Annotated in this window: 24 protein-coding genes and 2 tRNA genes; 14 read left to right on the top strand and 12 right to left on the bottom strand. The window is 62.5% G+C overall.

Annotated elements, in window-relative coordinates:
• The first annotated feature begins 12 nt into the window (after positions 1-12).
• Both mtgA and DVR09_RS05730 read left to right on the top strand, forming a co-directional pair.
• Complete coding sequence (gene mtgA / locus DVR09_RS05735) at positions 13-681, top strand: monofunctional biosynthetic peptidoglycan transglycosylase (protein WP_115416093.1); 669 nt, start codon at positions 13-15, stop codon at positions 679-681.
• A gap of 5 nt (positions 682-686) precedes the next feature.
• Complete coding sequence (locus tag DVR09_RS05730; RefSeq protein WP_115416092.1) at positions 687-1,595, top strand: cation diffusion facilitator family transporter; 909 nt, start codon at positions 687-689, stop codon at positions 1,593-1,595.
• Positions 1,596-1,667: 72 nt separating this feature from the next.
• Here DVR09_RS05730 and DVR09_RS05725 read toward each other — a convergent pair whose 3' ends face one another.
• The 3 genes from DVR09_RS05725 to DVR09_RS05715 all read right to left on the bottom strand — a co-directional run bounded on the left by DVR09_RS05725 (position 1,668) and on the right by DVR09_RS05715 (position 4,600).
• A complete protein-coding gene (locus tag DVR09_RS05725) occupies positions 1,668-2,357 on the bottom strand; it encodes an aspartate/glutamate racemase family protein (RefSeq protein WP_115416091.1) in 690 nt (229 codons plus the stop codon).
• A gap of 86 nt (positions 2,358-2,443) precedes the next feature.
• The gene (gene clpX, locus DVR09_RS05720) at positions 2,444-3,715 is read right to left on the bottom strand and encodes an ATP-dependent Clp protease ATP-binding subunit ClpX (RefSeq protein WP_115416090.1); all 1,272 of its coding nucleotides are present in this window, start codon (positions 3,713-3,715) and stop codon (positions 2,444-2,446) included.
• A gap of 189 nt (positions 3,716-3,904) precedes the next feature.
• Positions 3,905-4,600, bottom strand: a complete 696-nt coding sequence (locus tag DVR09_RS05715) for an ATP-dependent Clp protease proteolytic subunit (RefSeq protein ID WP_115416089.1) — start codon at positions 4,598-4,600, stop codon at positions 3,905-3,907.
• A 314-nt stretch (positions 4,601-4,914) separates the two neighbouring features.
• Between DVR09_RS05715 and DVR09_RS05710 the strand changes: the two genes are divergently transcribed.
• Genes DVR09_RS05710 through DVR09_RS05700 form a run of 3 tightly spaced genes read left to right on the top strand, consistent with a single transcriptional unit; the run spans position 4,915 to position 9,950 of the window.
• Positions 4,915-6,963: a TonB-dependent receptor plug domain-containing protein gene (locus tag DVR09_RS05710; protein WP_115416088.1), complete on the top strand. Its 2,049-nt coding sequence runs from the start codon at positions 4,915-4,917 to the stop codon at positions 6,961-6,963.
• Positions 6,964-7,007: 44 nt separating this feature from the next.
• On the top strand, positions 7,008-8,576 hold the full coding sequence (locus DVR09_RS05705; RefSeq protein ID WP_115416087.1) for an amidase: 1,569 nt from the start codon (positions 7,008-7,010) through the stop codon (positions 8,574-8,576).
• A 6-nt stretch (positions 8,577-8,582) separates the two neighbouring features.
• Complete coding sequence (locus DVR09_RS05700; protein ID WP_115416086.1) at positions 8,583-9,950, top strand: cation:proton antiporter; 1,368 nt, start codon at positions 8,583-8,585, stop codon at positions 9,948-9,950.
• A gap of 74 nt (positions 9,951-10,024) precedes the next feature.
• On the opposite strand, the gene tig is transcribed toward DVR09_RS05700, so the two are convergent.
• A complete protein-coding gene (tig, locus tag DVR09_RS05695; protein WP_115416085.1) occupies positions 10,025-11,587 on the bottom strand; it encodes a trigger factor in 1,563 nt (520 codons plus the stop codon).
• 64 nt (positions 11,588-11,651) lie between these two features.
• Positions 11,652-11,736, bottom strand: a tRNA-Leu gene (locus DVR09_RS05690).
• Positions 11,737-11,886: 150 nt separating this feature from the next.
• On the opposite strand from DVR09_RS05690, the gene DVR09_RS05685 reads away from it, so the two are divergent.
• Positions 11,887-12,171 carry a DUF3297 family protein gene (locus tag DVR09_RS05685; protein WP_115416084.1) on the top strand — a complete coding sequence of 95 codons (285 nt, stop codon included), beginning with the start codon at positions 11,887-11,889 and terminating at the stop codon, positions 12,169-12,171.
• Here DVR09_RS05685 and DVR09_RS05680 read toward each other — a convergent pair whose 3' ends face one another.
• Positions 12,172-12,753, bottom strand: a complete 582-nt coding sequence (locus DVR09_RS05680; RefSeq protein ID WP_115417808.1) for a CHAP domain-containing protein — start codon at positions 12,751-12,753, stop codon at positions 12,172-12,174.
• 120 nt (positions 12,754-12,873) lie between these two features.
• Between DVR09_RS05680 and der the strand changes: the two genes are divergently transcribed.
• The 3 genes from der to DVR09_RS05665 all read left to right on the top strand — a co-directional run bounded on the left by der (position 12,874) and on the right by DVR09_RS05665 (position 15,136).
• The gene (gene der, locus DVR09_RS05675; protein WP_115416083.1) at positions 12,874-14,307 is read left to right on the top strand and encodes a ribosome biogenesis GTPase Der; all 1,434 of its coding nucleotides are present in this window, start codon (positions 12,874-12,876) and stop codon (positions 14,305-14,307) included.
• Positions 14,307-14,804: a DUF2721 domain-containing protein gene (locus DVR09_RS05670; RefSeq protein WP_115416082.1), complete on the top strand. Its 498-nt coding sequence runs from the start codon at positions 14,307-14,309 to the stop codon at positions 14,802-14,804. The genes der and DVR09_RS05670 overlap by 1 nt, the downstream gene beginning before the upstream one ends.
• A gap of 125 nt (positions 14,805-14,929) precedes the next feature.
• Positions 14,930-15,136, top strand: a complete 207-nt coding sequence (locus tag DVR09_RS05665; RefSeq protein WP_115416081.1) for a hypothetical protein — start codon at positions 14,930-14,932, stop codon at positions 15,134-15,136.
• A 6-nt stretch (positions 15,137-15,142) separates the two neighbouring features.
• Here the strand turns inward: DVR09_RS05665 and bfr are convergent, their stop codons facing one another.
• The 4 genes from bfr to DVR09_RS05645 all read right to left on the bottom strand — a co-directional run bounded on the left by bfr (position 15,143) and on the right by DVR09_RS05645 (position 18,582).
• Positions 15,143-15,634 carry a bacterioferritin gene (bfr, locus tag DVR09_RS05660; RefSeq protein ID WP_115416080.1) on the bottom strand — a complete coding sequence of 164 codons (492 nt, stop codon included), beginning with the start codon at positions 15,632-15,634 and terminating at the stop codon, positions 15,143-15,145.
• A gap of 124 nt (positions 15,635-15,758) precedes the next feature.
• Positions 15,759-15,947 carry a (2Fe-2S)-binding protein gene (locus DVR09_RS05655; protein WP_115416079.1) on the bottom strand — a complete coding sequence of 63 codons (189 nt, stop codon included), beginning with the start codon at positions 15,945-15,947 and terminating at the stop codon, positions 15,759-15,761.
• A gap of 178 nt (positions 15,948-16,125) precedes the next feature.
• Entirely contained in the window at positions 16,126-17,415 is a 1,290-nt protein-coding gene (locus DVR09_RS05650; RefSeq protein WP_174223726.1) for a DUF418 domain-containing protein, read from the bottom strand.
• Between the two features lie 60 nt (positions 17,416-17,475).
• Positions 17,476-18,582: an SPOR domain-containing protein gene (locus tag DVR09_RS05645; protein WP_115416078.1), complete on the bottom strand. Its 1,107-nt coding sequence runs from the start codon at positions 18,580-18,582 to the stop codon at positions 17,476-17,478.
• A 232-nt stretch (positions 18,583-18,814) separates the two neighbouring features.
• On the opposite strand from DVR09_RS05645, the gene DVR09_RS05640 reads away from it, so the two are divergent.
• The 3 genes from DVR09_RS05640 to DVR09_RS05630 are packed head-to-tail and all read left to right on the top strand — an operon-like array spanning position 18,815 to position 21,426.
• Positions 18,815-19,531 carry an AAA family ATPase gene (locus DVR09_RS05640; RefSeq protein WP_115417806.1) on the top strand — a complete coding sequence of 239 codons (717 nt, stop codon included), beginning with the start codon at positions 18,815-18,817 and terminating at the stop codon, positions 19,529-19,531.
• Positions 19,532-19,555: 24 nt separating this feature from the next.
• Positions 19,556-20,071 carry a hypothetical protein gene (locus DVR09_RS05635; RefSeq protein ID WP_115416077.1) on the top strand — a complete coding sequence of 172 codons (516 nt, stop codon included), beginning with the start codon at positions 19,556-19,558 and terminating at the stop codon, positions 20,069-20,071.
• Positions 20,072-20,109: 38 nt separating this feature from the next.
• Positions 20,110-21,426 carry an SPOR domain-containing protein gene (locus DVR09_RS05630; protein WP_162814861.1) on the top strand — a complete coding sequence of 439 codons (1,317 nt, stop codon included), beginning with the start codon at positions 20,110-20,112 and terminating at the stop codon, positions 21,424-21,426.
• A 67-nt stretch (positions 21,427-21,493) separates the two neighbouring features.
• Here the strand turns inward: DVR09_RS05630 and DVR09_RS05625 are convergent, their stop codons facing one another.
• Together DVR09_RS05625 and DVR09_RS05620 are read right to left on the bottom strand one after the other, a co-directional pair.
• Complete coding sequence (locus tag DVR09_RS05625; protein ID WP_115416075.1) at positions 21,494-22,723, bottom strand: dihydroorotase; 1,230 nt, start codon at positions 22,721-22,723, stop codon at positions 21,494-21,496.
• Positions 22,720-23,745: an aspartate carbamoyltransferase catalytic subunit gene (locus DVR09_RS05620; protein ID WP_115416074.1), complete on the bottom strand. Its 1,026-nt coding sequence runs from the start codon at positions 23,743-23,745 to the stop codon at positions 22,720-22,722. The genes DVR09_RS05625 and DVR09_RS05620 overlap by 4 nt, the downstream gene beginning before the upstream one ends.
• A 103-nt stretch (positions 23,746-23,848) precedes the next feature.
• Here DVR09_RS05620 and sppA point away from each other — a divergent pair, with 103 nt between their 5' ends.
• Positions 23,849-25,732 carry a signal peptide peptidase SppA gene (sppA, locus tag DVR09_RS05615; RefSeq protein ID WP_115416073.1) on the top strand — a complete coding sequence of 628 codons (1,884 nt, stop codon included), beginning with the start codon at positions 23,849-23,851 and terminating at the stop codon, positions 25,730-25,732.
• A 68-nt stretch (positions 25,733-25,800) separates the two neighbouring features.
• Positions 25,801-25,875 (top strand) — tRNA-Val (locus tag DVR09_RS05610).
• Positions 25,876-25,930 lie beyond the last annotated feature (55 nt).

The raw sequence follows: 25,930 nt of genomic DNA, 5'->3' as shown, positions 1-25,930 counted from the left end.
TAGAGGCGCACTATGCGTTGGCTGGTCCGTTTCCTGTTCAAGGCCGTGATCGGCTTCATCGGCCTGAGCCTGCTGCTCGTTCTGTTGTTCCGCTTCGTGCCCGTGCCCGTCACGGCGACCATGCTGATGGATGGCAACGGAATAACCAAGGACTGGACGTCGCTGTCGAACATCGACCGCAACATGGTACGCGCGGCCATCGCTGCGGAGGACGGGAAGTTCTGCAATCACGACGGTTTCGACCGCGAGGCGATCGAGAAAGCCATCGAGGACAACGCCCGGGGCGGGCGCATCCGTGGCGGCTCGACCATAAGCCAGCAGACGGCAAAGAACGTCTTCCTGTGGCAGGGCGGCGGCTATGTCCGCAAAGGGTTCGAAGCCTGGTTCACCGTGTTGATCGAACAGATCTGGGGCAAACGGCGGATCATGGAGGTTTATCTCAACGTCGCGGAAACCGGCATCGGCACTTATGGCGTGGAGGCAGGTGCCCGCCGCTATTACGGCAAATCGGCCGCCTCGCTCACCCCGATCGAAGCTGCGCGCATGGCCGCCGCGCTTCCCCTGCCCAAGGAACGCTCGGTGACGAATCCGCGTGGCTGGCTCGCCCGTCACGGCAATACGATCGCCGCGCGAATTGGCTCGGTAGCCCGTGACGGGCTCGATTCCTGCGTATATCGGTAAATCCCATGGGTTCGGGTCACAGCCATTCGCACGATCATGGGCACGGGCATGCCCATGCCCCTGCCGATTTCGGCAACGCCTTCCTGATCGGCATCATACTCAATACCGGCTTCGTCATTGTCGAGGCGGTTTATGGCTGGATATCCGGCTCGATGGCGCTGCTCGCCGATGCCGGACACAATCTATCGGACGTGCTCGCCTTGGTGCTCGCCTGGACGGCGAGTATTGCGGCCGAGCGCCCCCCTTCGGAACGCTTCACCTACGGTTTCAAAAGCTCGACCATTCTCGCCGCGCTGGCCAATGCGGGCCTGTTGCTGGTGGCTATCGGCGCGATTCTGTTCGAAACCCTGCATCGTATTGCAGAGCCTGCTCCGGTCCAGGGCGACACCATGGCCATCGTCGCCGGGATCGGCATCCTCATCAATGCCGGCACTGCCGCGTTGTTCATGCGCGGGCAGCACGACATCAATATCCGCGGTGCTTTTTTGCATATGGCAGCCGATGCCCTGGTCAGCCTGGGGGTCGTCATCGCCGGTCTCGCCATCATCTGGACCGGCGAACGGTGGATCGATCCGGTCGTGAGCCTGGTGATCGTGCTGGTCATCGCCTGGGGCACCTGGGGCCTATTGAAGGATAGCGTGGCGATGAGCCTGCTCGCAGTCCCCAAGGGCATTTCGGAAGCGGGAGTGCGCGCCTACCTATCGGCACGGCCCGGAGTGGAAGCGGTTCACAGCCTCCATATCTGGCCGATGAGCACGACAGAAACCGCGCTGACCGCGCATCTGGTCATGCCCGGTGGCCATCCGGGCGATGACGTGCTGCGCGAAATCCAGCGCGATCTGGACCATCACCACCGGATCGGCCACGCGACCATCCAGATCGAGCGAAGCCATCCGGACAAGGCGTGCTGCTGATGCGTCCCGCCTGCCGCGGCACGGCATCCACCCTGTGTCGAGTCGGCTGGTAGCGGATTAGGCGGGGGGCTCTTACGACAACACGAAATCGACCGCCGCAGCGGCGTGAAGCGCAGTCGTGTCGAAGGAGGGCAGCATACTGTCTTCCGGTTCGACAAGCAGCATGATCTCCGTACAGGCCAAGGCGACACAGTCCGCTCCGTTCGCTGCCATGCGCGAGATGCTATCGATATATGTCGCGCGCGAGGAATCGTTGACCCGCCCCGCGCATAATTCCTCGAAAATGATCCGGTTGAGCTCGTCACGCTCCTCCACCGGCGGCGAGGCCGTCTGGAGGCCGCGCGCCCGAAGACGCTCGTGATAAAATGGTTCGTTCATCGTGAAACGCGTGCCCAGCAAGCCGACGCTCGAATGTCCGGCCGAAATGACAGCATCGGCCAGCGGATCGGCGATATGAATCAGCGCCGCAGGCGATGCGTCGTCCACTGCCTGGGCCACCTTGTGCATGGTGTTGGTGCAAATGAGGATCGCTTCGGCCCCCGCCGCGTGGAGACCCTGCGCCGCCGCGGCCAACCGATCTGCCAGCGCGCCCCACTCTCCAGCCGCCTGCATGGCCGCGATCTCCGCGAAATCGAAGCTGTGAAGCAGCAGGGGTGCGGATACGATGCCGCCGCGAGCGGCGCGCACGCCTTGATTGATAAGGCGATAGTAGTGAAGCGAGCTTTCCCAGCTCATTCCGCCGATCAGGCCGATGGTTTTCATGCCCCGACCCTATAAGGAAAAACGCGCCACAGGACCATCATCCCGCAGCGCGTCACCCTTATTTCACAGCGAATTCGGTTTGGCGGTCAGGCCGCCTCTTCCTTGTCCTGTTCCTTCTTGCCGCCGTGCACCTGAATGGGCTCCTTCTTGCCCTCGACGACATCCTTGTCGATCACGATTTCGGACACGCCATCCATGTCGGGAAGATCGAACATGGTATCGAGCAGGATCGCCTCGACGATCGAACGCAGGCCGCGAGCGCCGGTCTTGCGCTTGATCGCCCGTTCGGCAATGGCGCGCAATGCCTCGTCGGTGAAGGTAAGCTCGACATCCTCGAGCTCGAACAGCTTGTGATACTGTTTGACGATGGCGTTCTTCGGCTCCTGCAGAATCGTCACCAGCGCATCGACATCGAGATCGTGCAGAGTGGCGATGACCGGCAGACGACCGACGAATTCGGGGATCAGACCGAATTTGAGCAGGTCTTCCGGCTCGCTCTTTTCCAGCAATTCGCCGATGCGGCGCTTGTCAGGATCGGCGACATGAGCGCCAAAACCGATCGAACGCTTCTGCAGACGGTCGGCAATGATCTTGTCGAGTCCGGCAAAAGCGCCGCCGCAGATGAACAGGATGTTCGTGGTGTCGACCTGAAGGAATTCCTGCTGCGGATGCTTGCGCCCGCCCTGTGGCGGTACGCTGGCGGTGGTGCCTTCCATCAGTTTGAGCAGCGCTTGCTGTACGCCCTCGCCCGAAACATCGCGCGTGATCGAAGGGTTTTCCGCCTTGCGCGTGATCTTGTCGATCTCGTCGATGTAGACGATGCCGTGCTGCGCCTTCTCGACATTGTAGTCGCTGGCCTGAAGCAGCTTGAGGATGATGTTCTCGACATCCTCGCCCACGTAACCGGCTTCGGTCAGCGTGGTGGCGTCGGCCATGGTGAAGGGAACATCGAAGGTGCGCGCCAGCGTCTGCGCCAGCAGCGTCTTGCCCGAGCCGGTCGGGCCGACCAGCAGGATGTTCGACTTCGCAAGTTCGACATCGCCAGCCTTCGCGCCGTGCTTCAGGCGTTTGTAGTGGTTGTGCACTGCAACGGAAAGAACGCGCTTGGCGCGATCCTGCCCGATCACGTAATCCGCCAGCGTGGCGCAAATTTCGGCAGGTGTGGGAACGTCCCCTTCTTTCTTGCCGACCAGTCCCGCCTTGGTTTCCTCGCGGATGATATCATTGCACAGTTCGACGCATTCATCGCAGATGAACACGGTCGGACCCGCGATGAGCTTCCTCACCTCGTGCTGCGACTTGCCGCAAAAGCTGCAATATAGGGTCGATTTGCTGTCGGTACCGCTCAACTTGGTCATATCCTAAACGTCTTCCCCGCGTGCCCGTCGGAAGAATCCCGACTGTAGGGTACGCAGGTCATGGGTCAATATCCTAGGTAGCGCGCACCCCTTGCCGCAAGCTGAAGCGGCAAGGTTGCTCAATTCCTACGACATTCTTGCAACAGTCCCGTACGGGAACAGATGTCATGCGCGCATACAGGGCGCGGATTACTCGGGCGCGCCGCCCGAACCGTCGGCGCTGGCACCCTCGTTTTCGGGGCGGGTTTCGAAAACCTTGTCGACGATGCCGAACTTCATGGCCTCGTCCGCCTCGAGGAAGGTGTCTCGGTCCATCGCCTTCTCGATCTCATCCAGGCTCTGCCCGGTATATTTGACATAGAGGTCGTTCATCCGCTTTTTGATGCGCAGGATTTCTCGGGCCTGGATCTCGATATCCGACGCCATGCCGCGCGCGCCGCCCGAAGGCTGGTGAACCATGATACGGGCGTTGGGCAGCGCGATCCGCATACCGGGTTCTCCCGCAGCGAGGAGGAAGCTGCCCATGCTGGCGGCCTGCCCCATGCATACGGTCGAAACCCTTGGTTTGATGTATTGCATTGTGTCGTGGATCGCCATGCCCGCCGTCACCACGCCGCCGGGCGAGTTGATATACATGCTGATCGGCTTGGACGGATTTTCGCTTTCCAGGAACAATAGCTGCGCGGTGATGAGCGAGGCCATGCCGTCCTCGACCTGGCCCGTGACGAACACGATGCGTTCGCGCAACAGGCGGCTGAAGATGTCGAAGCTGCGCTCGCCACGGCTGGTCTGTTCCACGACGACAGGCACGAGCGCGCCGGTGGCTGGGTCGGTGGTGAACTGGCCCTGGGCGCCGTGGGCGTCGCTGCCGAACAGGTCGATCATGAATAGTCCTCTTGTCGGGTCAATTGGCCGCCTATGTCGCCATGCCCCGCAAGATGTTCAAGAGGCTTTACCCATGAAAGCGGCGGATATGTAGCGCACGGCGCCGATCGAGTGGCCTCGGCAAGCTGTTCGGCGGTGTTCGGGCAACCGATCCAGCAGGTGAATCCGTTCGTCGGATGACAGATGTCATCGGTCGAGGCGGAATTGGTGCGCGCGCCTACAGGTGTAGACACGGCAGGAGGGAAACGAGGGACGACCGCTATTTCATGACTTTACGCCCGCTTCTATGCTCGACAGCGACGTTGACGCTTGCCATGTCTGTCAACGCTGCAGCGCATGCGCAGGATACGGATGCGCTCGATGTGGCAGCACCCGTCGCACCGGCCCCTACGCCCGGCGCGCAGGCTTTCGACCCCGACTATTTCATCCAATTCGCCCCGCGCAATGCGCTCGACATGGTTGAACGCATTCCCGGCTTCACCATCAGTGGTGGCAACAATCAGGGCCAAAGGGGGCTCGGACAGGCGACGCAGAACGTCATCGTCAACGGCGATCGCTTGTCGAGCAAGTCGGAAAGCGTACAGGATCAGCTACGGCGTATTCCGGCTTCCGACGTGCTTCGGATCGAAATCGTCGATGGCAATGCAACAGGGATTCCCGGCCTCACCGGGCAGGTCGCGAACGTTGTCTACACCAGCAGCGGCGCGTCCGGACAGTTCCGCTGGACCACCGGCTTCCGCCCGCACAATACCGAAGCGCAGCTATTGCGCGGCGAGGCTTCGCTGAGTGGAAGCAGCGGCGCGCTCGACTACACAGTCTCGCTGACCAACGACAATGATCGCTTCGGCGCCGACGGGCCGATCATCATCTCCGACGGTAGCGGGGATCTGATCGAAAGACAGGACACCAAGTTTTCGGGCAAGTTCGACAACCCGAAACTGGCCACGATCTTCGCCTATGATTTCGGCAGCGGTGTGGTTGCGAACCTCAATCTCAGCTACCGCGAGGACTATTTCAAAAGGCGCGAAAGCGAAATCGCAACGCCGGTAAGCGGCCCGATTCGCACGCGCGATGCCCGCCGTGAGGAAGATGGTCCGGAATATGAAATCGGCGCCGATATCCAGTTCCCCGTCGGCCCGGGTACGCTCAAACTCATCGGGCTGGAACGCTATGAACGCGACAATTTCCAGTCCACGGTGGTCGATAGCTTTTCGGACGCTCGCCCTTCCACCGGCTTTCACTTCGAACAAGTGAATGGCGCTGGCGAGCGGATCGGTCGCTTCGAATATGGCTGGAAGCTGTGGAATGCCGATTGGCAATTATCCGGTGAAGCGGCCTTCAACCGGCTCGACCGGGCCTCGAAACTGTTCGAACTGTCTCCCGGCGGAGAATTCGTCCAACTTGCCTTCCCGCAAGGCACTGGCGGAGTAACCGAGGACCGCTACGAAACCAGTCTGAGCCTGTCCCGCACATTGTCCGAAACGCTTTCGCTCCAACTGATCGGCGCGATGGAGTTTTCCAAAATCGAGCAGACCGGCGCCGCTGCCAATTCGCGCAGCTTCAAGCGGCCCAAGGGATCTTTTGCCGCCACCTGGAAGCCGACTAACGATTTCGACGTCTCGGTCACAATCGCCCGACGTGTCAGTCAGCTATCCTTCGGCGATTTTCTCGCCAGCGTGAACCTCAACAACGACAACGCAAATGGCGGCAATAACGAGCTCGTCCCCTATCAGAGCTGGAACGTCGAAATCGAGGCGAACAAGACGCTTGGCCCATGGGGATCGATCCAATTGCAGGCGCGCCAGGCTTGGTTCGAAGATTTCATCGACTGGTTTCCGCTGCCTGGCGGCGGGGAGGCGCGCGGTAATATCGGCGACGCCGACCGTTTGCATCTGCAGGCCAATGCGACGATCAATTTCGACCCGGTCGGCTTCAAAGGCGCACGGCTCGACATCGAGGCGGTCAAACGCTGGATGAGCGTTACCGACCCCTTCACAGGGCTCGACCGCCCCTTCTCCTACGACCAGGAGGGTATGTTCGAGATCGACTTCCGGCACGATATACCTTCAACCGACTGGGCTTGGGGCGCCAACCTCGAGCACTACGATCAAGCACCCTATTCGCGCCGTTTCGAAGAAGGTCGCGATTGGGAAGGACCGGTTTGGGGCTCGCTGTATATCGAGCATAAGGACGTGCTCGGTCTCACGGTTCAAGCGCGCGCCAACAACTTGCTGGGCGCTCGCAACTTCTTCCGCCGAACGGTCTATGACGGGCCACGCCCGGACGGCGCCATATTGTTCAGGGAGTATCAGGATCGCCGCATCGGGCCGATCTTTCGGCTGACGATCAGTGGGGATTTCTAGCTAGCGCCTTTGCTTTCGGGTGGCCGGGTGGCAGAACCCTACTCATGCGCACGATACTGCTCCTGGCCGCCTCGCTCTGTTCCCTCGCAGCTCCGCTTGCCGCCCAGGACACGGGGCGTCCCGTCGCAACGATCGAAATTCCGAAGATGGAACTGCCCGAAGGCCTGGAACCCGCAACCACCGCAGCGGAAGGGGCGGCTGTCGGTCAGGCCTACCGGATCGCGCGTTACGACAGCGGCCCCGATGGCCTGAACGCCGTCATCGCGCTCGCTCCCGATATCACGGCGCAGATTCGAAGCGCGCGCAGCCGACACACGGCGTTGAAAGGCCGCACCGTGCTGGTGAAGGACAACATCGAAACACGCGAGCTGCCGACCACTGCGGGCAGCCTCGCCCTGGCCGATAACTGGACCCGGCGCGACGCACCGCTGATCGCCAATCTTCGCCGGGCCGGCGGGGTGATGATGGGCAAAACCAACCTTTCCGAATGGGCGAATATACGGGACGGCAATTCGACCAGCGGATGGAGCGCCGTGGGCGGGTTGACCCGTAATCCGCATGCAATCGATCGCAACACCTGCGGTTCGTCCTCGGGCAGCGGAGCAGCAGTTGCTGCAGGGTTTGCTTGGGCCGCGATCGGGACGGAAACCGACGGCTCGATCACTTGCCCTGCCAGTGTCAACGGCGTGGTGGGGTTCAAGCCGACAGTCGGCATGGTCAGCAGGACGCATGTCGTTCCCATCAGCCACTCGCAGGACACGGCCGGGCCGATGACGCGCACCGTCTTCGATGCCGCCCTGCTGCTGGGGGCGATCGCTGGAAGCGATCCCGCCGATCCCGCGACGGCTGAGGCGGACGCGCATGTCGCCGATTTCACTGCGGGTCTGGCCGATGCCTCTCTCGAAGGCGTGCGCATCGGCGTGCTCGTCAACCAGATCGGCAATCGGCAGGACGTCCGCGAGGTGTTCGAAACCGCACTGGCCGACATGGAACGCGCCGGAGCCGAGCTGGTCGAAATCGAATATGAAGCGCCAGGCGAGATGTTCGGGGCCGAATTCACCGTCCTGCTGTATGAGCTGCGCACCGGCATGGCAGCCTATCTCGCCTCAATCCCGGGCAAAAACATGCCTCGCGACCTCGCCGGTCTGATTGCCTTCAACGTCGAAAACGCACGCAGCGAATTGCGCTGGTTCGGCCAGTCGCTTTTCGAACAGGCTCTCGAAACCACCGACGAAGCCGCCTACGGCGAAGCAAGAGCCACATCATTGCGGCTGGCGGGCGAAGAGGCGATCGACCGGTTGATGCGCGAGCATAAGGTCGATGCGCTCGTCGCCCCGACCCGCGGTCCGGCGTGGACAAGCGACCTCGTCAATGGCGACAACTTCAATGGCAGCATCGGTGCCGGATCGCTCGCCGCAATCGCAGGCTATCCGCATCTCACGGTGCCGATGGGCGCGGTTGAACGTCTGCCCATCGGCATCAGCTTCATGGGCGGCGCCTGGCAGGATGCCTCTATCCTCGCAATCGGTGCTGCCTATGAACGGGGCCGAAGCGCCACGATACCCCAACCTTCCTTCGAGCGCTGGGAACCCGATTTGGCGCCCGTGGACTGACACCCCATGGAACTCGACCCGCGCATCTTGATGTTCGTCGTGTTCGGCGCGGGCCTGACCCTGGCCGTCACGCTGGAACGTTGGCTGGCGCGCTTCTGGCTCTCACTGCCAATCCTTTATGTCGCTGCCGGATATGTCATCTGGTCGCTGCCTCTGGGGCTGCCGCACTTCAACCCGACAGTGGATGGTTTCGATGCTCTCACGCTCGAATATGCGACGGAATTCATCGTCATCGCCTCGCTCATGGCGGCCGGCATTGCGATCGACCGCCCCGTGAGCTGGGCCAATTGGCGCCAGATCTGGCCACTACTCGTCATCGCCATGCCGCTGACGATCACAGCAGTAGCTTTGCTAGGGTGGTGGGCGCTGGGCCTGGCCCCGGCCAGCGCCATCCTGCTCGGCGCGGCGCTGGCTCCGACCGATCCGGTGCTCGCACGCAGTGTGCAGGTCGGCCCTCCTGGCGAAGACCAGCGCCACGATGTGCGTTTCAGCCTGACAGTGGAAGCCGGACTGAATGATGGACTGGCCTTCCCCTTCACCTATCTCGCCATCGCCGCCGTGGGAATGACCGCGCTGGGAGGCTGGACGCTGGAATGGGCCGCGCTCGACCTCGGCTGGCGGATCCTGGCGGGCTGCCTTGTCGGATGGCTCGTGGGCCGGATCGGCTCGTGGTACGTCTTCGAGCGAGAGGCAGACGCGCCGATGGAGGATATCGACGAGGCAAGCGAAGGCGCTGACCGCCCTGTATACTCGACCAGCGAAGGGTTGATCGTACTCGGCACGTTGCTACTGGCATACGGGCTGGCGGAACTGACCGAGGGTTATGGTTTTCTCGCGGTGTTCGTCGGTGCGATCACGATGAGACAACGCGAGAATCGCAGCCGCTATCACAAGATCAGCCACCACTTCATCGACCAGATCGAACAGATCGTGCTGGTGGCCGTCCTGTTCGGGTTCGGCGCTATGCTCGCCAGCGGTGTGCTCGAAGCGCTGACTTGGCCCGCTGCATTGGTAGGCATCGCACTGGTCTTCGTTATCCGGCCGCTCTCCGGATTGCTGGCGGAAATGAATTGCAACCTGCCGATGATCGGCAAGCTCGCCGTCGCATTCCTTGGCGTACGGGGCATGGGTTCGATCTATTATCTTGCCTATGGTCAGAACAGCGCCGACTTCGCGCAGATCGACCTGTTATGGGCAACGGTAAGCTTTGCCATTCTGCTGTCGATCGTGGTTCACGGCGTTTTTTCCGGACCCTTCATCCGGCATGTCGAGAATCGCCGCGCGCATATCCATACCGGGCAGGATAGCAGTATGGCATCCCTGTCGCCCGACGGTCCCGACCTCGAAATCGAAAAATCGGCAAAACCGGAATAAGGTCGCGCCATAAGAGAAGGGGCGGCGAACCGAAAGTCCGCCGCCCCTCGCAGATACGTGCAGCTCGCGGCCGCTTATTTCTTGGCAGCGGCCTTTTTGGCTGGAGCCTTCTTGGCAGCCGCCTTCTTGGCCGGTTCCTTATCGTCCGCCTTCTTCGCAGCCGCCTTCTTCGCGGGAGCCTTCTTGGCCGGGGCCTTCTTCGCAGCAGGCTTGTCGTCGGCCTTCTTTGAAGCGGTCTTCTTTGCCGGAGCTTTCTTGGCCGGAGCTTTCTTGGCCGGAGCCTTCTTCTTGGGTGTTTCCTCGGTGGTTTCTTCCGCCTCGATTGCCGCTTCGAGCTCCTCGCGCGTCACTTCGCGGTCTGTGATTTCGGCCTTGTCGAAGAGGAAGTCGACAACCTTGTCTTCATAGAGCGGCGCGCGCAACTGGGCGGCGGCCATCGGCTCCTGCTGGACGTACTGAACGAACCGCTCGCGGTCTTCGGCGCGATATTGCTGGGCTGCCTGCTGGATGAGCATGTTCATCTCATTGGCGTTGACCTCGACCCCATTCTTCTGGCCGATTTCCGAGAGCAGCAGACCAAGGCGGACACGACGTTCGGCGATGTTGCGGTAATCGTCCTTCTCGTCTTCCATTTCCTTGAGCATGGCTTCGGCGTCGTCCGACTGTGCGGCTTCCTGCTGGAGCTGCGCCCAGATCTGCTCGAACTCGGCATCGACCATGCCCTGCGGCACGGCGAAGTCATGGCCTGCAGCCAGCGTGTCGAGAAGCTGGCGCTTCATCTGCGTGCGGGTGAGACCGGCAGTTTCCTGCTCAAGCTGACCGCGCAAAAGCTCCTTCAGCTTGTCGAGGTTTTCAAGGCCAAGATTCTTGGCGAACTCATCGTCGATCTTGGTGTCGGCCGGGACCTTCACCTGCTGGACGGTGACGTCGAACTCGGCTTCCTTGCCCTTGAGGTTTTCGGCCGGATAGTCTTCCGGGAAAGTGACCGTGATGGTCTTTTCATCACCGGTCTTCACACCCGTCAGCTGTTCCTCGAAGCCGGGAATGAACTGGCCCGAACCGATCACCAGCGGGGTGTTCTCGGCCTTGCCGCCTTCGAATTCGGTGCCATCGACGCGGCCGACGAAATCGATGATCAACTGATCGCCGTCGGCGGCCTTCTTGGTCTTCGCGGCGTCCTTGTAGTTCTTATTGTTCGACGCGATCCGCTCGACCGCTTCGTCGACCTGCTCGTCGGTCACCGGAACGGTCAGGCGCTCGAGCTTGAGGCCATCGGTTTCGGGAGCTTCGATCTCGGGGAGGACTTCGACCTCGACGCTGAGCGACGCGTCCTTGCCTTCCTCATAGCCTTCCGCGAGCTCGACCTTGGGCTGCATGGCGGGACGCAGCTTGTTTTCCACCATCACCTTGTCGACCGATTCGCGAATCACGTCGTTAACCGTCTGCGCGTGCAACTGCTCGCCATGCATCTTGCGCACGAGGTTCGCCGGCACCTTGCCGGGGCGGAAACCCGGCATTTTCACCTGCGGAGCGATCTTCTTCACTTCGCTGTTGACGCGCTCGTCGATTTCCTTGGCCGGAATGGTGACGGTGTAGGCGCGTTTGAGGCCCTCGTTGGCGGTCTCTTTGATCTGCATGGGTTGAAACTCGTGACTTTCCAAAAGCGATAATGTGCGATGGGGCATCGCGCTGCGGCGGCACTGGTGCGGGCGAAGGGACTCGAACCCCCACATCTTTCGATACTGGTACCTAAAACCAGCGCGTCTACCAGTTCCGCCACGCCCGCTTACCCGAACGAAGCCGCGCGAACGGCCCAAACCTTCGCGTGTAGGCGCGTGCCTCTAGTAGAGAGCGGCGCAATGCGCAAGCGCGCTGGACGCACCTCTCGATCAATTGCTCTTGCCGGGCGCCACGGCGCCGATTAGGGCCGCGCGCCATGAGCGAAGAAACCAAGAGCCAGACCCCGCCCGATCGCCTTTCGGTCAACCCGCGAAGCGAGCATTTCGACGCCGAGGTGCTGCAACGCGGCGTCGGCATCCGGTTCAAGGGTAAGCAGCGCACCGATATCGAGGAATATTCGATTTCCGAAGGATGGGTGCGCGTTCAGGCCGGCAGAACCGTCGATCGCAAAGGCAATCCGCTGACTCTCAAGCTCAGCGGCCCTGTCGAGGCATGGTTCGAAGATTTGGGCGAGGAACCGCCCGTCGCAAAGGCCGACTGATTAGTCGGCGTAGGCGGCGAAAGCGCTGAGAAAGCGTTTCGATGTCTGTTTGCGTGCCGGTGCCATCGCGTATTGTACGCGCGGTTGCTGCGGCCTGCGGTCCGAATAGATGAAACCTTCGACCGGCCAGGCAGTCGTTCCGACCTTGCCGAGCGGCGCATACCAGACGCGAACTTGGCTCCAGTCATTCGCGGGCGAGACATCGACTGCCAGCACGTCCTTCTCGATCTGGCCACGACGACCGTTGATCGGCGACCAATTCGCATGGTCGAGCAGGACCCGGCGTGAATCGAGCACCTGGCTAACGGCGGCAACGTGGCCCAGCTGCATGCTGCGATGCGGGCGGAAAGCCATCACCGCACCGGGGCGCGGCGCAGTGCCGGTCGCATAGCGCCCCTGAGCCTGGTCCCACCAAGTGTACGCATCGCCATAAATCTGGATGCCGGAGACCTCGCGTGCATAGGGAACACACTGGAGATAAGCTTCCAGTTCGGTATCGCTGCGGGCGAAGCCGGCGTAATCTTCTGCGATGACCGGGCTGGCACAGACAAGCAGGGCTAAAGCGGCAAGGTTTTTCCTCATATCGGCAGGAATATGCCGGGCACCCTTGTCGCCTTCCTTCCGCATAGGGTTAACACGAGTTAACCGGACGGGCAGTGCCGCTTGCAATGCAGCGCGCAAAGCGCCACTTGCCGCGCCATCATGGTACCTTCCTCTACCAAACCCACGGTGATCATCATCGGCCGCCCCAATGTCGGCAAGTCGACGTTGTTCAACCGCCTTGTCGGCAAACGCCTTGCGCTCGTCGACGATCAGCCCGGTGTGACACGCGACCGCCGGTTTGGCGATGCGACGATCGCCGGGCTCGAATTCCAGGTGGTCGACACGGCCGGCTGGGAAGACGACGATCCCGAAAGCCTCCCCGGCCGGATGCGCAAGCAAACCGAAATCAGCCTCGAGGGGGCGGATGCGGCTCTCTTCGTCTTCGATTCCCGCGTAGGCCTGACTCCGCTCGACGAGGAAATCGCGCGCTGGCTACGCGAACAGGAAGTGCCCGTCGTGCTGGTCGCCAACAAGGCCGAAGGCAGCCAGGGCGATGCCGGCATCTACGAGAGCTTTTCCCTCGGCTTCGGCGAACCCGCCGCGATCAGTGCCGAACACGGCGAAGGCATTGCCGATTTGTTCGACCATCTCTGGCCCATCATCGGTGCCAAGGCGGAAGCCGCCGAGATCGAATCGCAGATCGACGAGGAAGACGAGGAAGCTTTATTGGCTGGCCCGCTGAAGCTGGCCATTGTCGGTCGTCCCAATGCCGGCAAGTCGACACTTATCAACCGGCTGCTGGGGGAGGATCGCCTGCTGACCGGCCCGGAAGCCGGCATCACCCGTGATTCAATCGCAATCGACTGGGAATGGCCCGATCCCAAGAGCGGCGAGACCCGAGAGATACGTCTGATCGATACCGCAGGCATGCGCAAGAGAGCACAAGTCACGGAAAAGCTCGAAAAACTCTCGGTCGCCGATGCGCGCCGAGCGGTCGATTTCGCCGAGGTTGTCGTTTTGCTGCTCGATGCAACACGCGGGCTTGAATCTCAGGACCTCAAGATCGCCAACATGGTGCTCGAGGAAGGCCGCGCGCTGATGATCGCGATCAACAAATGGGACGTCGCCGAAGGCGCCAGCGCCCTGTTCAATGGCATTCGGGATGCGCTGAACGAAGGGCTGGCCCAGGTCCGCGGTGTGCCGCTCTTCGCGGTAAGCGCGAAAACCGGCAAGGGACTCGACCAGATGATCGGCGCGGCCTTCGAATTGCGCGAAGCCTGGAGCCGCCGTGTGCCCACTGCCGCGCTCAACCGTTGGTTCGACGATGCTCTGGAAGCCAATCCGCCGCCAGCCCCAGGGGGTCGCCGCATAAAGCTGCGTTACATCACGCAGGCCAGCACCCGCCCGCCTCGATTCGTGGTCTTCGGTACGCGCCTCGATTCGCTACCGAAGAGCTATGAGCGCTATCTGGTGAACGGCATCCGCGCGAAACTCGGCTTCGAGGCAGTGCCGGTGCGCGTCGTCCTCAAGAGCCCCAAGAACCCCTATAACGCCAATAAGGGCGGCGGCGGCAATTACAGCGGGGAGCATTAGTGTTGCTGGATATCTTGACCGCCCTGCCCGGCAGCGACTTACTCGAGCGGACGAGCTCGACCCTGCGCGTGCAGCAAGTGGTTCAGCTCAGCCTTGCACCGGCCTTTCTGTTGGCCGCGATCGGCGCGGTGATGAACGTGATGACGAATCGCCTGATCTGGGTGGCCAACAAGATCGAACGGATTCTCGATGCAGGCGACGATGGCGATGTCGCGGCCCTGCGCCGGGAATTGCCCGCCCTCGAGCAGCGGCGGATCTATGCCCAGCGCGCGGTGATGTTCAGCACTGCGTCCGCGCTCGCCATCAGCATCGTCATCGTATTGTTGTTCGTCAGCGCATTCGTGGAGACTGCGCTTGGCTCGCTCGTGTCGGCTGTCTGGGTAATCTGCATGGGACTGCTGGTGGCCGGTCTCGGATCTTTCTGGATGGAAACGCGCACCGCGGCGCGGCGTAACCGCCAACGCATGCGCGAGCGGCGCAAATCCGCGATGCCGTAACGTCCCGCCGCGCAGAACAAACCTGTAGCGGCCAGCCGAAGTCAATTCCGCGACGAGTAGCGCGATCGTGTCGGGCGGGGTTCATCTATCCATGCGATAAAGCCGCCTGAACAAGGAGGCGAAGGATGAACAAATTCCGCGTTTCAATTCACGACGGCGAAATGCCGGACGGCGCACCCGTCGCCCTGGAAGCGCTCGATATCGCTACCGCTTTGACTATCGCCGATATCAATGTTGGCGCGGGCGATGCGGAAATCTGGGACGGCGGGCGCCGCCTTGCCCGGCTTTCAAAGCATGGCGGCCACTATGCCACGTTCTGGCGTGTCACGTGAACGCGGTCAGCCGTCTTCACCCTCGCCTGCGGGTTTGCTGTTGAGCTGGACATAGTTTTCCAGCCCCATTCGGGCGATCATGTCGAATTGCGTCTCGAGGAAATCGACATGCTCTTCCTCGCTTTCGAGGATGCGCTCGAAGATCTCACGCGTGGTAAAGTCGCGTACTTCCTCGCAATAGGCGATCGCGTCCTTGAGCAAGGGGATCGCTTCCATTTCCACCGCAAGGTCGGCCTTGAGAATTTCCTCCACCGTTTCCCCGACCTTGAGCTTATGGATCGCCTGGAAGTTGGGAAGCCCGTTGAGGAACAGGATGCGCTCGGCCAGCACGTCGGCGTGCTTCATCTCGTCGATCGATTCGTGACGCTCATATTCGGCGAGCTTGGTCACGCCCCAATCGGCGAGCACACGGTAGTGGAGCCAATATTGATTGATGGCGGTCAGTTCGTTGGTGAGCGCCTTGTTGAGGAACTCGATAACCTTTTGATCGCCTTTCACGGCCCCGTCTCCTTGCTGCTGAATAGGCCGCCCCTATGCGCCCTGAGGAGACGGCTTGGCAAGGTAGTATCGGTAAAAAGTGGCGGAATTCCGCCAGTTGCGAGCGATTTGCGTTAGCGGGAAATCAGGCTGCCGCGGGTATGAATCCGAATTCGCGTTCTTCCTGAAGGATATCATCGGCCTCGTCGAGGCACGAGCCGCAACAGGGGGCCTTGCCCAAGGCAGCGTAGCAGGCTTCCGCATCTCCCGAAACGTGACGCGCCGCACGGCGCAATTCGTTTTCGCGGATCGCATTACAGATGCAAACGTACACTCGAAAACTCCTGCGATTGATTCGCAAGAGCATATCTAGTGCGAGTCGTTCTCAATAGCAAGCGCCACTGCTACATGGCGGGCTGAATTGGGCGAAACGAACTAGCAAAAGGGATGGATATCCCGCTTGCGGCATCTCCCCGCTTCCTTGCCGCGAGAGACGGGAGAGGCAATCGCCTTCACCGCCGCAAGGGGAAGAGCTTCCGGTAAGTCAGGCAGCGCCACACCCATTCGAGCGGACCGAACCGGAAGCGTTCGAGCCAGGGCTTGGACCACAGCAGCATCAACACCCATGTGAATAGCATCACGAGATACAGTTCACTGCGTCCGAGCGCTCCGAACAATCCCAAACCCCAGCCGTGGAACACAAGCAGCATGAGGATCGACGTGCCGAGATAATTCGTGAAAGCGGCACGCCCGGCCGCCGAGACGCGTTCGGCCAGCCCGCCACTGACCGTCTGCCCCCACAAGGCCAGCAAAGCAACGAGACCGAGAATGATCAGCCCGCGCGGAAGCATTGAGAAGCCGGCCATTGCCGCCAGCGTGCCATAATACGTCAATCCGCCATTCTTGGCCCACAGCGCCACCGGCACGGTCAGGGCAGTCCCGACCACCAGCAGCGCCCAACCCCATTTGCGCTGTCGTCCGGGATCGACCCCGCCATCGAACAGGCCGTACCGATAAGCCGCCATGCCGATCAGCATCAGCGGAAGCGTTTCGAACCAGAACAGGAACAGATAAAACGGCAGATCGCCGGCATGATCGGAGATATTGTGCGAAACCCACGCACCATAACTGCCGCTTGAGATCAGCCGCGTCTCGAGTTCGCCATCCGCCAGATCGGCTTGCTTCTCCTCCTCCAGTTCCCGGGCCATTTCCGAATAGGCCGGATTTTGGCCGACTTCGGTATCCGCGACCGCGGGGAGAAAGCCCACGAATCCGCCGTAAAGCAGGCATCCGCCCAGATAGCCGAGCACGCCGAGCACGAGCTGCTTGCGGCGCGACAGGGCCACGAACAACAGGCCCGCAAGCCCTGCACAAGCGTAGAGAAAAAGAATGTCGCCGCGCCAGATGAAGAAATAGTGCAGCAGACCGATCACACCGAGCCAGAACAGTCGCTGGACTTGTAACCAGACCCCCTGCCCGCGCGCCCAGGCTTTTTCCAGGAACAGATACATTCCAGCGCCGAACAGCAGCGAGAACAGCCCGCGCATTTTCCCGTCGATCAGAATGAATTGCCCGACCCACATCCAGTCCTCCGCCTCGCTATGCGGGACGGTGAAAGCGTCGGGAAACATATAAGCCGGCATCGGCTGACCGAAGGCGACGATATTCGCCGCCAGAATACCCATGACGGCAAGCCCCCGGATGAAGTCCAGGCTTGCGATTCGCCGACTCGCCGATGCTGCGAGCGGTAAGGCCGGACCGGTTGCGCCGACCTCCGGTCCGGAAGTGTATGCCGTGCTCATGCGATCTCCTTGCGTATCGCCGCATTAGCACGGTCAACCACTTTGTGAAACGGATTGCGGTTATCGAGTAACCAGGCAGCCCTGACCGCTGCGCTTCAGCGAAGCACAGGCTGAGTTGGCCTCGGCCCGTGACGCATAGCCACCTGCCAGAAGCCGGGTCAGGCGGCCGGATTTGATAAGCATGCGCTCACGCCCGGCTATTTCCGCGCGGCCCGATAGCTGGCTCCATAAGCGCTCGGCATTTCCAGGAACGCCGAAGGCCCCCAACTGGACTTTCCACGGCCCTTCGGACGTGGCGACGCGCGTGGCCGGTACTGGCTGCGGTTCGGCAGGCGCAGGCGCGCTCGACACTGCCACCGCTTCACGGGACAGCGCTTCCTCTTCCTGTCGCGCGATGACCGTCGGGCGCGACGCGGGCAAGGTATAGTCCGCCCCCGCCGTACCGGCGCCCTTGGCTTGGCGCCCCCCCTGCGGCGGTCCGGCGGGACGCGTGACCGGCGGCTGGCGGGGCGGCGTCACTGCCGACCCGCTCGGCGCGTCGGTTGCGAGGGCGAGATCGACCGCAGCCAGCTCACGCGCCCTTGCGGCATCGGCCTCGGCCTTGAGCGATGCGGCAAGCGGTTGAGCCGCCTGGCGATCCTCCAGCGGAACGTATTCGTCCATTTGCGCCAGGGCCCCGCGCGCCTGGGGCAGACCGGCGGAGTTCGCCAGGGTGAGAAGCGCATAAGCCCGGCGCCAGTCCTTCGCCACCAGATCGCCGTTGAAATGCGCAATGCCGAGAATGTACTGCGCACGCGGGTCGCCGCGCATCGCCGCCGCGGATATATAAGGCAGTGCCTCTTCGCGTGCACCCCGCTGGAACAATAGCAGGCCATAATTGTCGGCGGCCTTGATATGCCCCTGCGCTGCGGCCTTGGCATAGAGCGCTTCGGCCTGTTCGGTGTCGATCTCGACCCCGCGCCCAAGACGATAGGCCTGTGCCATGTTGAACTGCGCATCGGGATCGCCCTGTGCCGCCGGCCCCGCCCATTCGCGCACGGCGGAAGCGAAATCGCCACGTGTCCACGCATCGACACCTGCCTTGACATCCGCCTGCGCGGGGCTGGATGCCAAGCCCGCGGCCAGCGCGGCCGCGACCTTCCAAGCTGCTTTCGAAAATCGTGGCATAAGCGGAACCCTTCCCTGCGGCGGCGCGCGCAAACGCGCTGTATCGGCAGCACCCTATAGTAAATCACCTGTTAGCAAAATGTTGCCAACAAATCATCGCCATCCGACCGGCTCTTCACACGGCCCGGTTAACCCAAAATTAGGGGTAGTCTGCGATTGCCAGGATGAAACCGCTGCGAAACCTTGCAGCACATTGGACTGGAAACAGGCGCAAACCCAGGGGGACCAAGTCTTGCGTGTACTGGCATTGGCATCGCAGAAGGGCGGATCGGGCAAAACCACGCTCTCGGGGCATCTGGCCGTCCAGGCGCAGCGCGCCGGAGCCGGACCCGTGGTTTTGATCGACATCGATCCACAGGGATCGCTCGCCGACTGGTGGAACGAGCGCGAGGACGAGTATCCCGCTTTCGCCCAGACGACGGTCGCCCGCCTCGCAAGCGATCTTGCGATCCTCCGCCAGCAGGGCTTCAAGCTGGCCGTACTCGACACGCCGCCAGCCATCACAATGGCCATTCAGTCCGTCATTTCGGTGGCCGAACTGATCGTTGTACCGACCCGCCCGAGCCCGCACGACCTGCGCGCCGTCGGGGCCACGGTCGATCTTTGCGAACGCGCCGGCAAGCCGTTGGTCTTCGTCGTCAATGCCGCGACACCCAAGGCCAAGATAACGTCGGAAGCCGCCGTTGCGCTGTCGCAGCATGGCACGGTCGCGCCCATCACGCTGCATCACCGCACCGATTTCGCCGCCTCGATGATCGATGGCCGCACGGTCATGGAAGTGGATCCGGAAAGCCGCAGCGCTGCCGAAGTCACGGCCCTGTGGAAATATATCGCCGACCGTCTGGAGAAGAATTTTCGCCGCACGATCTTCGCCGCACCGCATGCGCAATCCGCACTGCCTGGTGTCCACCGTCCTGCCGGCGGCTTCGGCCGCCGCGTAGCCCAGTAAGCCCGGAAAGGCGGAGGCCGCCAGATGTCTGACGCCAATTTCGCTTCTCTTTCCTCGACCCTCTTGGCACGCAAGGGCGGCGCGAAGCCGGCCATGCGCCCGCAATCGGGCGTTCCGGGCCCCGTCGACGGCAAGGAAGCCGCCGCCAATCTGGAAGATCTGGGTTGGAACGACCTGGGCGACGACGAAGAGGGTACGACCCAGCCGACTCCCGAGAAAGTCGTGGCCATCGCTCCGCAGGCCGCCAACGAAGCCCGCGCGCCCAATCAGGTCCGGGAATCCCTCGACAAGATCCAGGCGCAACTCGACACGCCGACCCGGGTCAGGCCGCCGGTTCGGAAATCCGCCCTGGCGCAAGGCAAGCGCGCGGCCTTCACACTGAGGCTCGACCAGGAACGTCATCTCATGCTGCGCCTGGCCTGCACCGTACGCGGCCGCAGTGCGCAGCAATTGGTGACGGATGCGCTCGACGCATTGCTGGCCGAAATGCCGGAAATCGCAAGCCTCGCCGCCCAAGTCCAGCGCGGTGGAACCAAATGAGCTTCAACGACGTGGGATCGCCTTCGAGGGGATTTAGAATGAGCATCGAGACGAAAGCCAGAAACAAACGGTTCGTCCAGCTCGCCGTGACCACGGCGCTGGCGACTACCGCACTTACAGCATGCACCGGCAAGACCGCGCCCAGCCACGCCTATTCGGCGGAGCACGCGGAAAAGGCTCTCGCCAAGGGCAAGGCATCCAAGGCCGTGCAACATGCCGAGGCAGCAGTCCTCGCCAATCCGCGCGAGGGCTACACCCGCACATTGCTGGCCAATGCCTATCTCAAGGATGGCCGCTTCGCTTCCGCCGCGAGTACCTTTGCCGAAGCGATCGAGCTCGGCGATACCGCGCCGCGGACGATTATCAGCTATACGCTGGCGCAGATCGCCATCGGCGATCAGGTCGGCGCCCTTACCACTCTAGATCGCTTCGAAAGCGCGCTCGACCCGGCCGATTTCGGTCTGGCAATCGCTCTCGCCGGCCGTCCCGACCAAGGTGTCCATGTGCTGAGCAACGCGCTGCGCGCTGGCCAGAACACACCCAAGGTCCGGCAGAACCTAGCCTATTCTTACGCTTTGCAGGGGAACTGGCGCGCTGCACGGGTCATGGCTGCGGAAGATGTGCCCGCTGGCGAAGTCGGCGACCGGATGGCCCAGTGGGCCGCCATGGTGCGCCCGGAAGCGTTTACCGCCCGCGTGGCAAGTCTGCTGGGCGTGACGCCGCAGGCAGATCCCGGGCAGCCGAGAATGCTCGCGCTGATCAATCACCCAAGCGTGGATATGCTGGCCGCTGGGGACGCTACCGAGCTTGAACCCGTTACCAAGGCCCCGACCCGTGACTTCGCCTTCGCTAAGGAACTGCCTCCGGTCGAGTCCGCGAGCGCAAGTGACGACAGCGCAGATGCGGCCCTCGCCGATGCAGCTCTCGTACCCGTCGCCGGGAGCACTCGCTTCGTAGCGAAAGAGATCGTACAGCAGACGCCCGCTTCTACCCCGAAACGCGCGGCTTCCCCTTCCCGGACGACCAGCCCCGCGACGCCGACACTTGCCGCCGGGGGCGACTACAATGTCCAGCTGGGCTCCTACTTCTCGATGTCGGATGCCAACGAGGCATGGAAGCAGTTCCGCAAACGCTATCCCGAACTGGAAGATGCAGAGCGCGTCATCACCAAGGCGCGCGTGAACGGAAAGATCTACTACCGCGTGGCCGCCGCCGGTTTCGCCAAGGCGGCTGCGCAGTCCATGTGCAGGACGGTCAAGGGCAAGGGTGGCGGGTGCATTGCCTATGCATCGGCCCGTCCGCTCCCGGGTGCCATCGACGTGGTCAAGAACGACGTACGGGTCGCAGCGCGCTAACAGGCGCATCCACCGTACCATCGAGCGACCCCGTCCGGAGCGATCCGGGCGGGGTCTTTCGTATCGCCTAGCTGTCGATCCGGACTCCGCCCTTGTACAGGCTGGTGACACGGCCCTGGGTAGGCTGTCCGTCGAATGGGGTATTGCCCGCAGTCGCTTCCATTCGGGCGCTCTGGATAACCCAGGGCTTGTCCGGATCGATCACCGCGATGTCCGCCTCGAATCCTTCGGATACCCGGCCGGCTTCGACGCCGAGTATCTCCGCGGGTTTCGCCGCGACGAGTTCGAAAGCGCGACACATATCGATCACCTCGTCGCGCACCAACGACAAGGTCATCGCCAGCAGCGTCTCAGCCCCGGCCATTCCGGGCTCGGCGTCGGAGAACGGCAGGCGCTTGTCTTCCGGTCCGCGCGGGTCGTGACCGCTCGCAATCACGTCGACGGTTCCGTCGGCGATTGCCTCACGTACAGCTTGGCGATCATCCTCGCTGCGCAAGGGAGGCGACAGGCGGGCGAAGGTACGAAAATCGACCGTCGCCAGATCGGATAGCATGAAGTGCGCAGGCGTGACGCCGCAGGTCACACCGACTCCGCGCGCCTTCGCATGGCGGATGATATCGAGCCCCGCCCGCGTCGTCACTTGGCGGAAGTGAATCCGGGCACCGGCCATTTCCGCCAGCGCGACATCGCGCATCAAGGCGATCGCTTCCGCCTGTGCTGGCGCGCTGGGCAAGCCTCGGCGCGTGGCGAATTCGCCAGCGGTTGCCACTGCCTGACCAACGAGAGCAGCATCTTCGGCATGCGCGATCACCACCATGTCCAGCATGGCGGAATATTGGAGCAGGCGGAGCATCACGCCCGAATCGGCAATCCACTGGCGCCCGGTTGCGACGCCGCGTGCCCCGGCCTCCCGCATCAGAGCCAGTTCGGCGATCTCGCGCCCCTCCAGGCCGCGCGTCGCCGCGGCCAGCGGGTGGACCCAGAAATCGGGCTTGCCGCTCTTCGAAATGTACGAAACCCGGCTCGGCAGGTCCAAGGGCGGCGACTGATCGGGCATGAGTGCCGCCCGCGTAATTCCGCCGAAATGGAAGGCCGGCTTGTCCACGGCAAATACGCCGAGATCGACCAGGCCCGGGCCGACCAGCTTACCGTCGACGTCGATGACTTCATCGCCATCCCGCACTTCCGCGCCGACCGTGTCGATACGCCCGTCGACCAGCCTCACACAGCCGTCGACCAGCCCGCCGGATGTGACCAGCTTGCCGCCGACGATGGTACAGGGCCGCAATTGCTTCATGCTGCCTCTCCCCAGCCATCCACACCACGGGCGCGGCGCGTAAGCACGTCGAGGGCTGCCATGCGGATCGCCACTCCCATTTCGACCTGGCGGGTAATGATCGAACGATCGATCATATCGGCGACCTCGCTGTCGATCTCGACCCCGCGGTTCATCGGCCCCGGATGCATGACCAGCGCGTCCTTGCCCGCGCGGTCGAGCCGGGTCTTCGTCAAGCCGTAGAGATGGTGATATTCGCGCGCCGAAGGGATGAACTGCCCGCTCATGCGTTCGGTCTGGAGCCGCAACATCATCACCACATCCGCCCCGTCGAGCGCGGCGTCGAAATCGTGGTAGGCTTCGGCCCCCATGGTTTCGATCCCGGCGGGCATCAGCGCGGGCGGTGCACACAGGCGCACTGTCGCGCCGAGCGCTTGCAGACACAGCAGATTGGACCGTGCCACGCGGCTATGCAGGATGTCCCCGCAAATCACGATCTTCAGTCCGGTGAAATCCTCCGCCGTTTCGCCGCGATCGCGCAGGGCGTGACGCAGTGCCAGGGCATCGAGCAGCGCCTGCGTGGGATGTTCATGCTGGCCGTCGCCGGCATTGAGAACCGGGCAATCGACCTTGTCCGCGATAAGCTGGGTCGCGCCGCTCGATCCATGACGGATCACGATCGCATCCGCGCGCATGGCGTTGAGCGTGATCGCCGTGTCGATCAGCGTCTCGCCTTTTTTCACGCTCGACTGCGCAGCGTGCATATTGACGACATCGGCGCCCAGTCGTTTGCCCGCAATCTCGAAGCTGAGCAGTGTGCGGGTCGAATTCTCGAAGAAGGCGTTGATCACCGTGAGGCCCGAAAGCAGCTCTTCATGCTTCGTCGGCTGCCGGTTCAAAGCCACCCATTGCTCCGCCTCGTGGAGAAGAAAGAGGACCTCATGCCGTTCCAGCTGACCGATACCGATCAGGTCGCGATGCGGAAAGGCGAGCGCACCCGCCGGGTAACGGGCCTTGTCGGGCGAGGATTCCGTCGATGTCATTGAGGCCACGCCCTTAGTCGACGTCTATCGACCGCTCAAGCGCTTTCCAGTGGAAATGCGGCGCCTGTTTCCCTAACCCGGAGGGATTAGGAGAATTTTGCATATGGGTTTCGCCGGGAAAGTATGGCGCCTGCTGGTCGGCATCAAGGACGGGCTGGTCCTGCTCCTCATGCTCTTGTTCTTTTCCGCGCTGTTCGCAGTGCTGACAGCCCGGCCCAGCCCCGGAGCCGTCCGCGAAGGGGCGCTGGTGATGGATTTGTCGGGCATCATCGTGGAAGAACGTAGCAAGGTCGATCCTTTCGCGGCGCTCCTGTCACAGCAGGCGCCCATCGGCGAATTCCAGGCACGCGACCTCGTCCGCGCGCTCGATGCCGCCGCCGCCGACAAGCGGATTGAGGCCGTGGTGCTCGATCTCGAAGGGTTTCTCGGCGCTGGCCAGGTCCACCTGACCGAAGTCGGCGCGGCCTTGGATCGCGTCCGCGCCGCCGACAAACCTGTCCTCACCTATGCCACCGCCTATACCGACGACTCCATGCTCCTGGCCGCTCATGCGAGCGAGGTCTGGCTCAATCCGCTGGGCGGGGCCGTGATCGCCGGCCCCGGCGGAGATATCCTTTTCTATAAGGGTCTGCTCGACAAGCTTCGGGTCAATGCGCGAATCTACAAGGTGGGCGAGTATAAAAGCGCCGTCGAACCGTACGACCGCACCAGCCTGTCCGAACCCGCGCGCGAGAATTACAGCGCGCTGTTCGCCACATTATGGGAAGAATACCGCGCCAATTTCAAGAAGGCCCGCCCCGGCGCCGATATCGAACGGGTAACGACTCGGCCGGTCGAATGGGTAGAGGCCGCACGCGGCGATCTCGCTACGGCGGCGCTCGAGGCAGGCCTCGTGGATAAGCTCGGAAGCCGCGCGGATTTCGATGCGCGCTTGGTCGAACTGGTGGGCGAGGACGATTGGGGAGACGGCCCCAATGCCTATCCCCACACCTCGCTCGGCGCGTGGTTACAGGACAATCCGGCTCCCACTTCGGGCAGCGCCATAGGTGTCGTTACCGTGGCAGGGGAGATCGTCGATGGCGACGCCGGACCGGGCATCGCCGGTGGCGACCGGATCGCCGATCTGCTCGACGAAGCGCTCGACGACGATTTGAAAGCCCTGGTAGTGCGAGTCGATTCACCCGGCGGATCGGTCCTGGCGAGCGAGGCGATCCGCGAGGCGATTCTGCGCCACAAGGCGAAAAACATCCCGATTGCCGTTTCGATGGCCAATGTCGCGGCCAGTGGCGGCTATTGGGTATCCACGCCCGCAGACCGCATTTTCGCCGAACCGGAAACGATCACGGGCTCGATCGGCATTTTCGCCGTCATCCCGACCTTCGAGGATACCGCGGCCGAGATCGGAATCACCACTGACGGCGTGAGCACGACGCCGCTATCGGGCCAGCCCAACATCATCGGCGGTTTCACGCCGGAGGTGGATGCCATCGTCCAGGCCTCGATCGAGAACGGGTATGAGGATTTCCTCAGCCGTGTGGGCAGCGCGCGCAATCTTTCGCGCGATCAGGCCGACCGGATCGGCCAGGGTCAGGTATGGGATGGCGGCACCGCGCGGCAGCTCGGGCTCGTCGACCAATATGGCGGTTTGGACGAAGCCCTGGCCTGGGCCGCCCAGCAGGCCAATCTGGAGGACGGCGACTGGCATGCGCAATATATCGGCACCGAGCCCAGCCCCGCCGATACCCTGCTGCGTAGCCTGCTGATCGGGGAAGGCGAAGAAGCGGCGGAAGGGCGCGATGTCGCCGGGCTGATCGCGATGCGTCAACAGGCGCAAATCGCCCGCATCGAGGCCGATGTCGACCGCCTGATGGGTGCGCGCGGGATGCAGGCGATGTGCCTCGCCTGCCCTTCGGTCAAAGACCGCGTCACCAGCCCTGCCCGGCTCGACGGTCTGCTGGCCAAGCTGGTGGCCCTCTTCGGACGATAGCAACGCTTGCAATGGCGCCCATCGCGGCGTAAAGGCGCGCGCCTGTCCGGTGCACCAGCGCCACGGACGGGCGCGTAGCTCAGTGGTAGAGCACACCCTTCACACGGGTGGGGTCGCAAGTTCAATCCTTGCCGCGCCCACCATTATTTTCAGATACTTAGTCTTAGAATGCGAGGGAGGCGATTCATTTGCCCCACT

Origin of the sequence: Erythrobacter aureus (genome assembly GCF_003355455.1) — a bacterium.
Classification (GTDB): domain Bacteria; phylum Pseudomonadota; class Alphaproteobacteria; order Sphingomonadales; family Sphingomonadaceae; genus Qipengyuania; species Qipengyuania aurea.
This window is presented reverse-complemented; position numbering and strand designations above follow the sequence as displayed.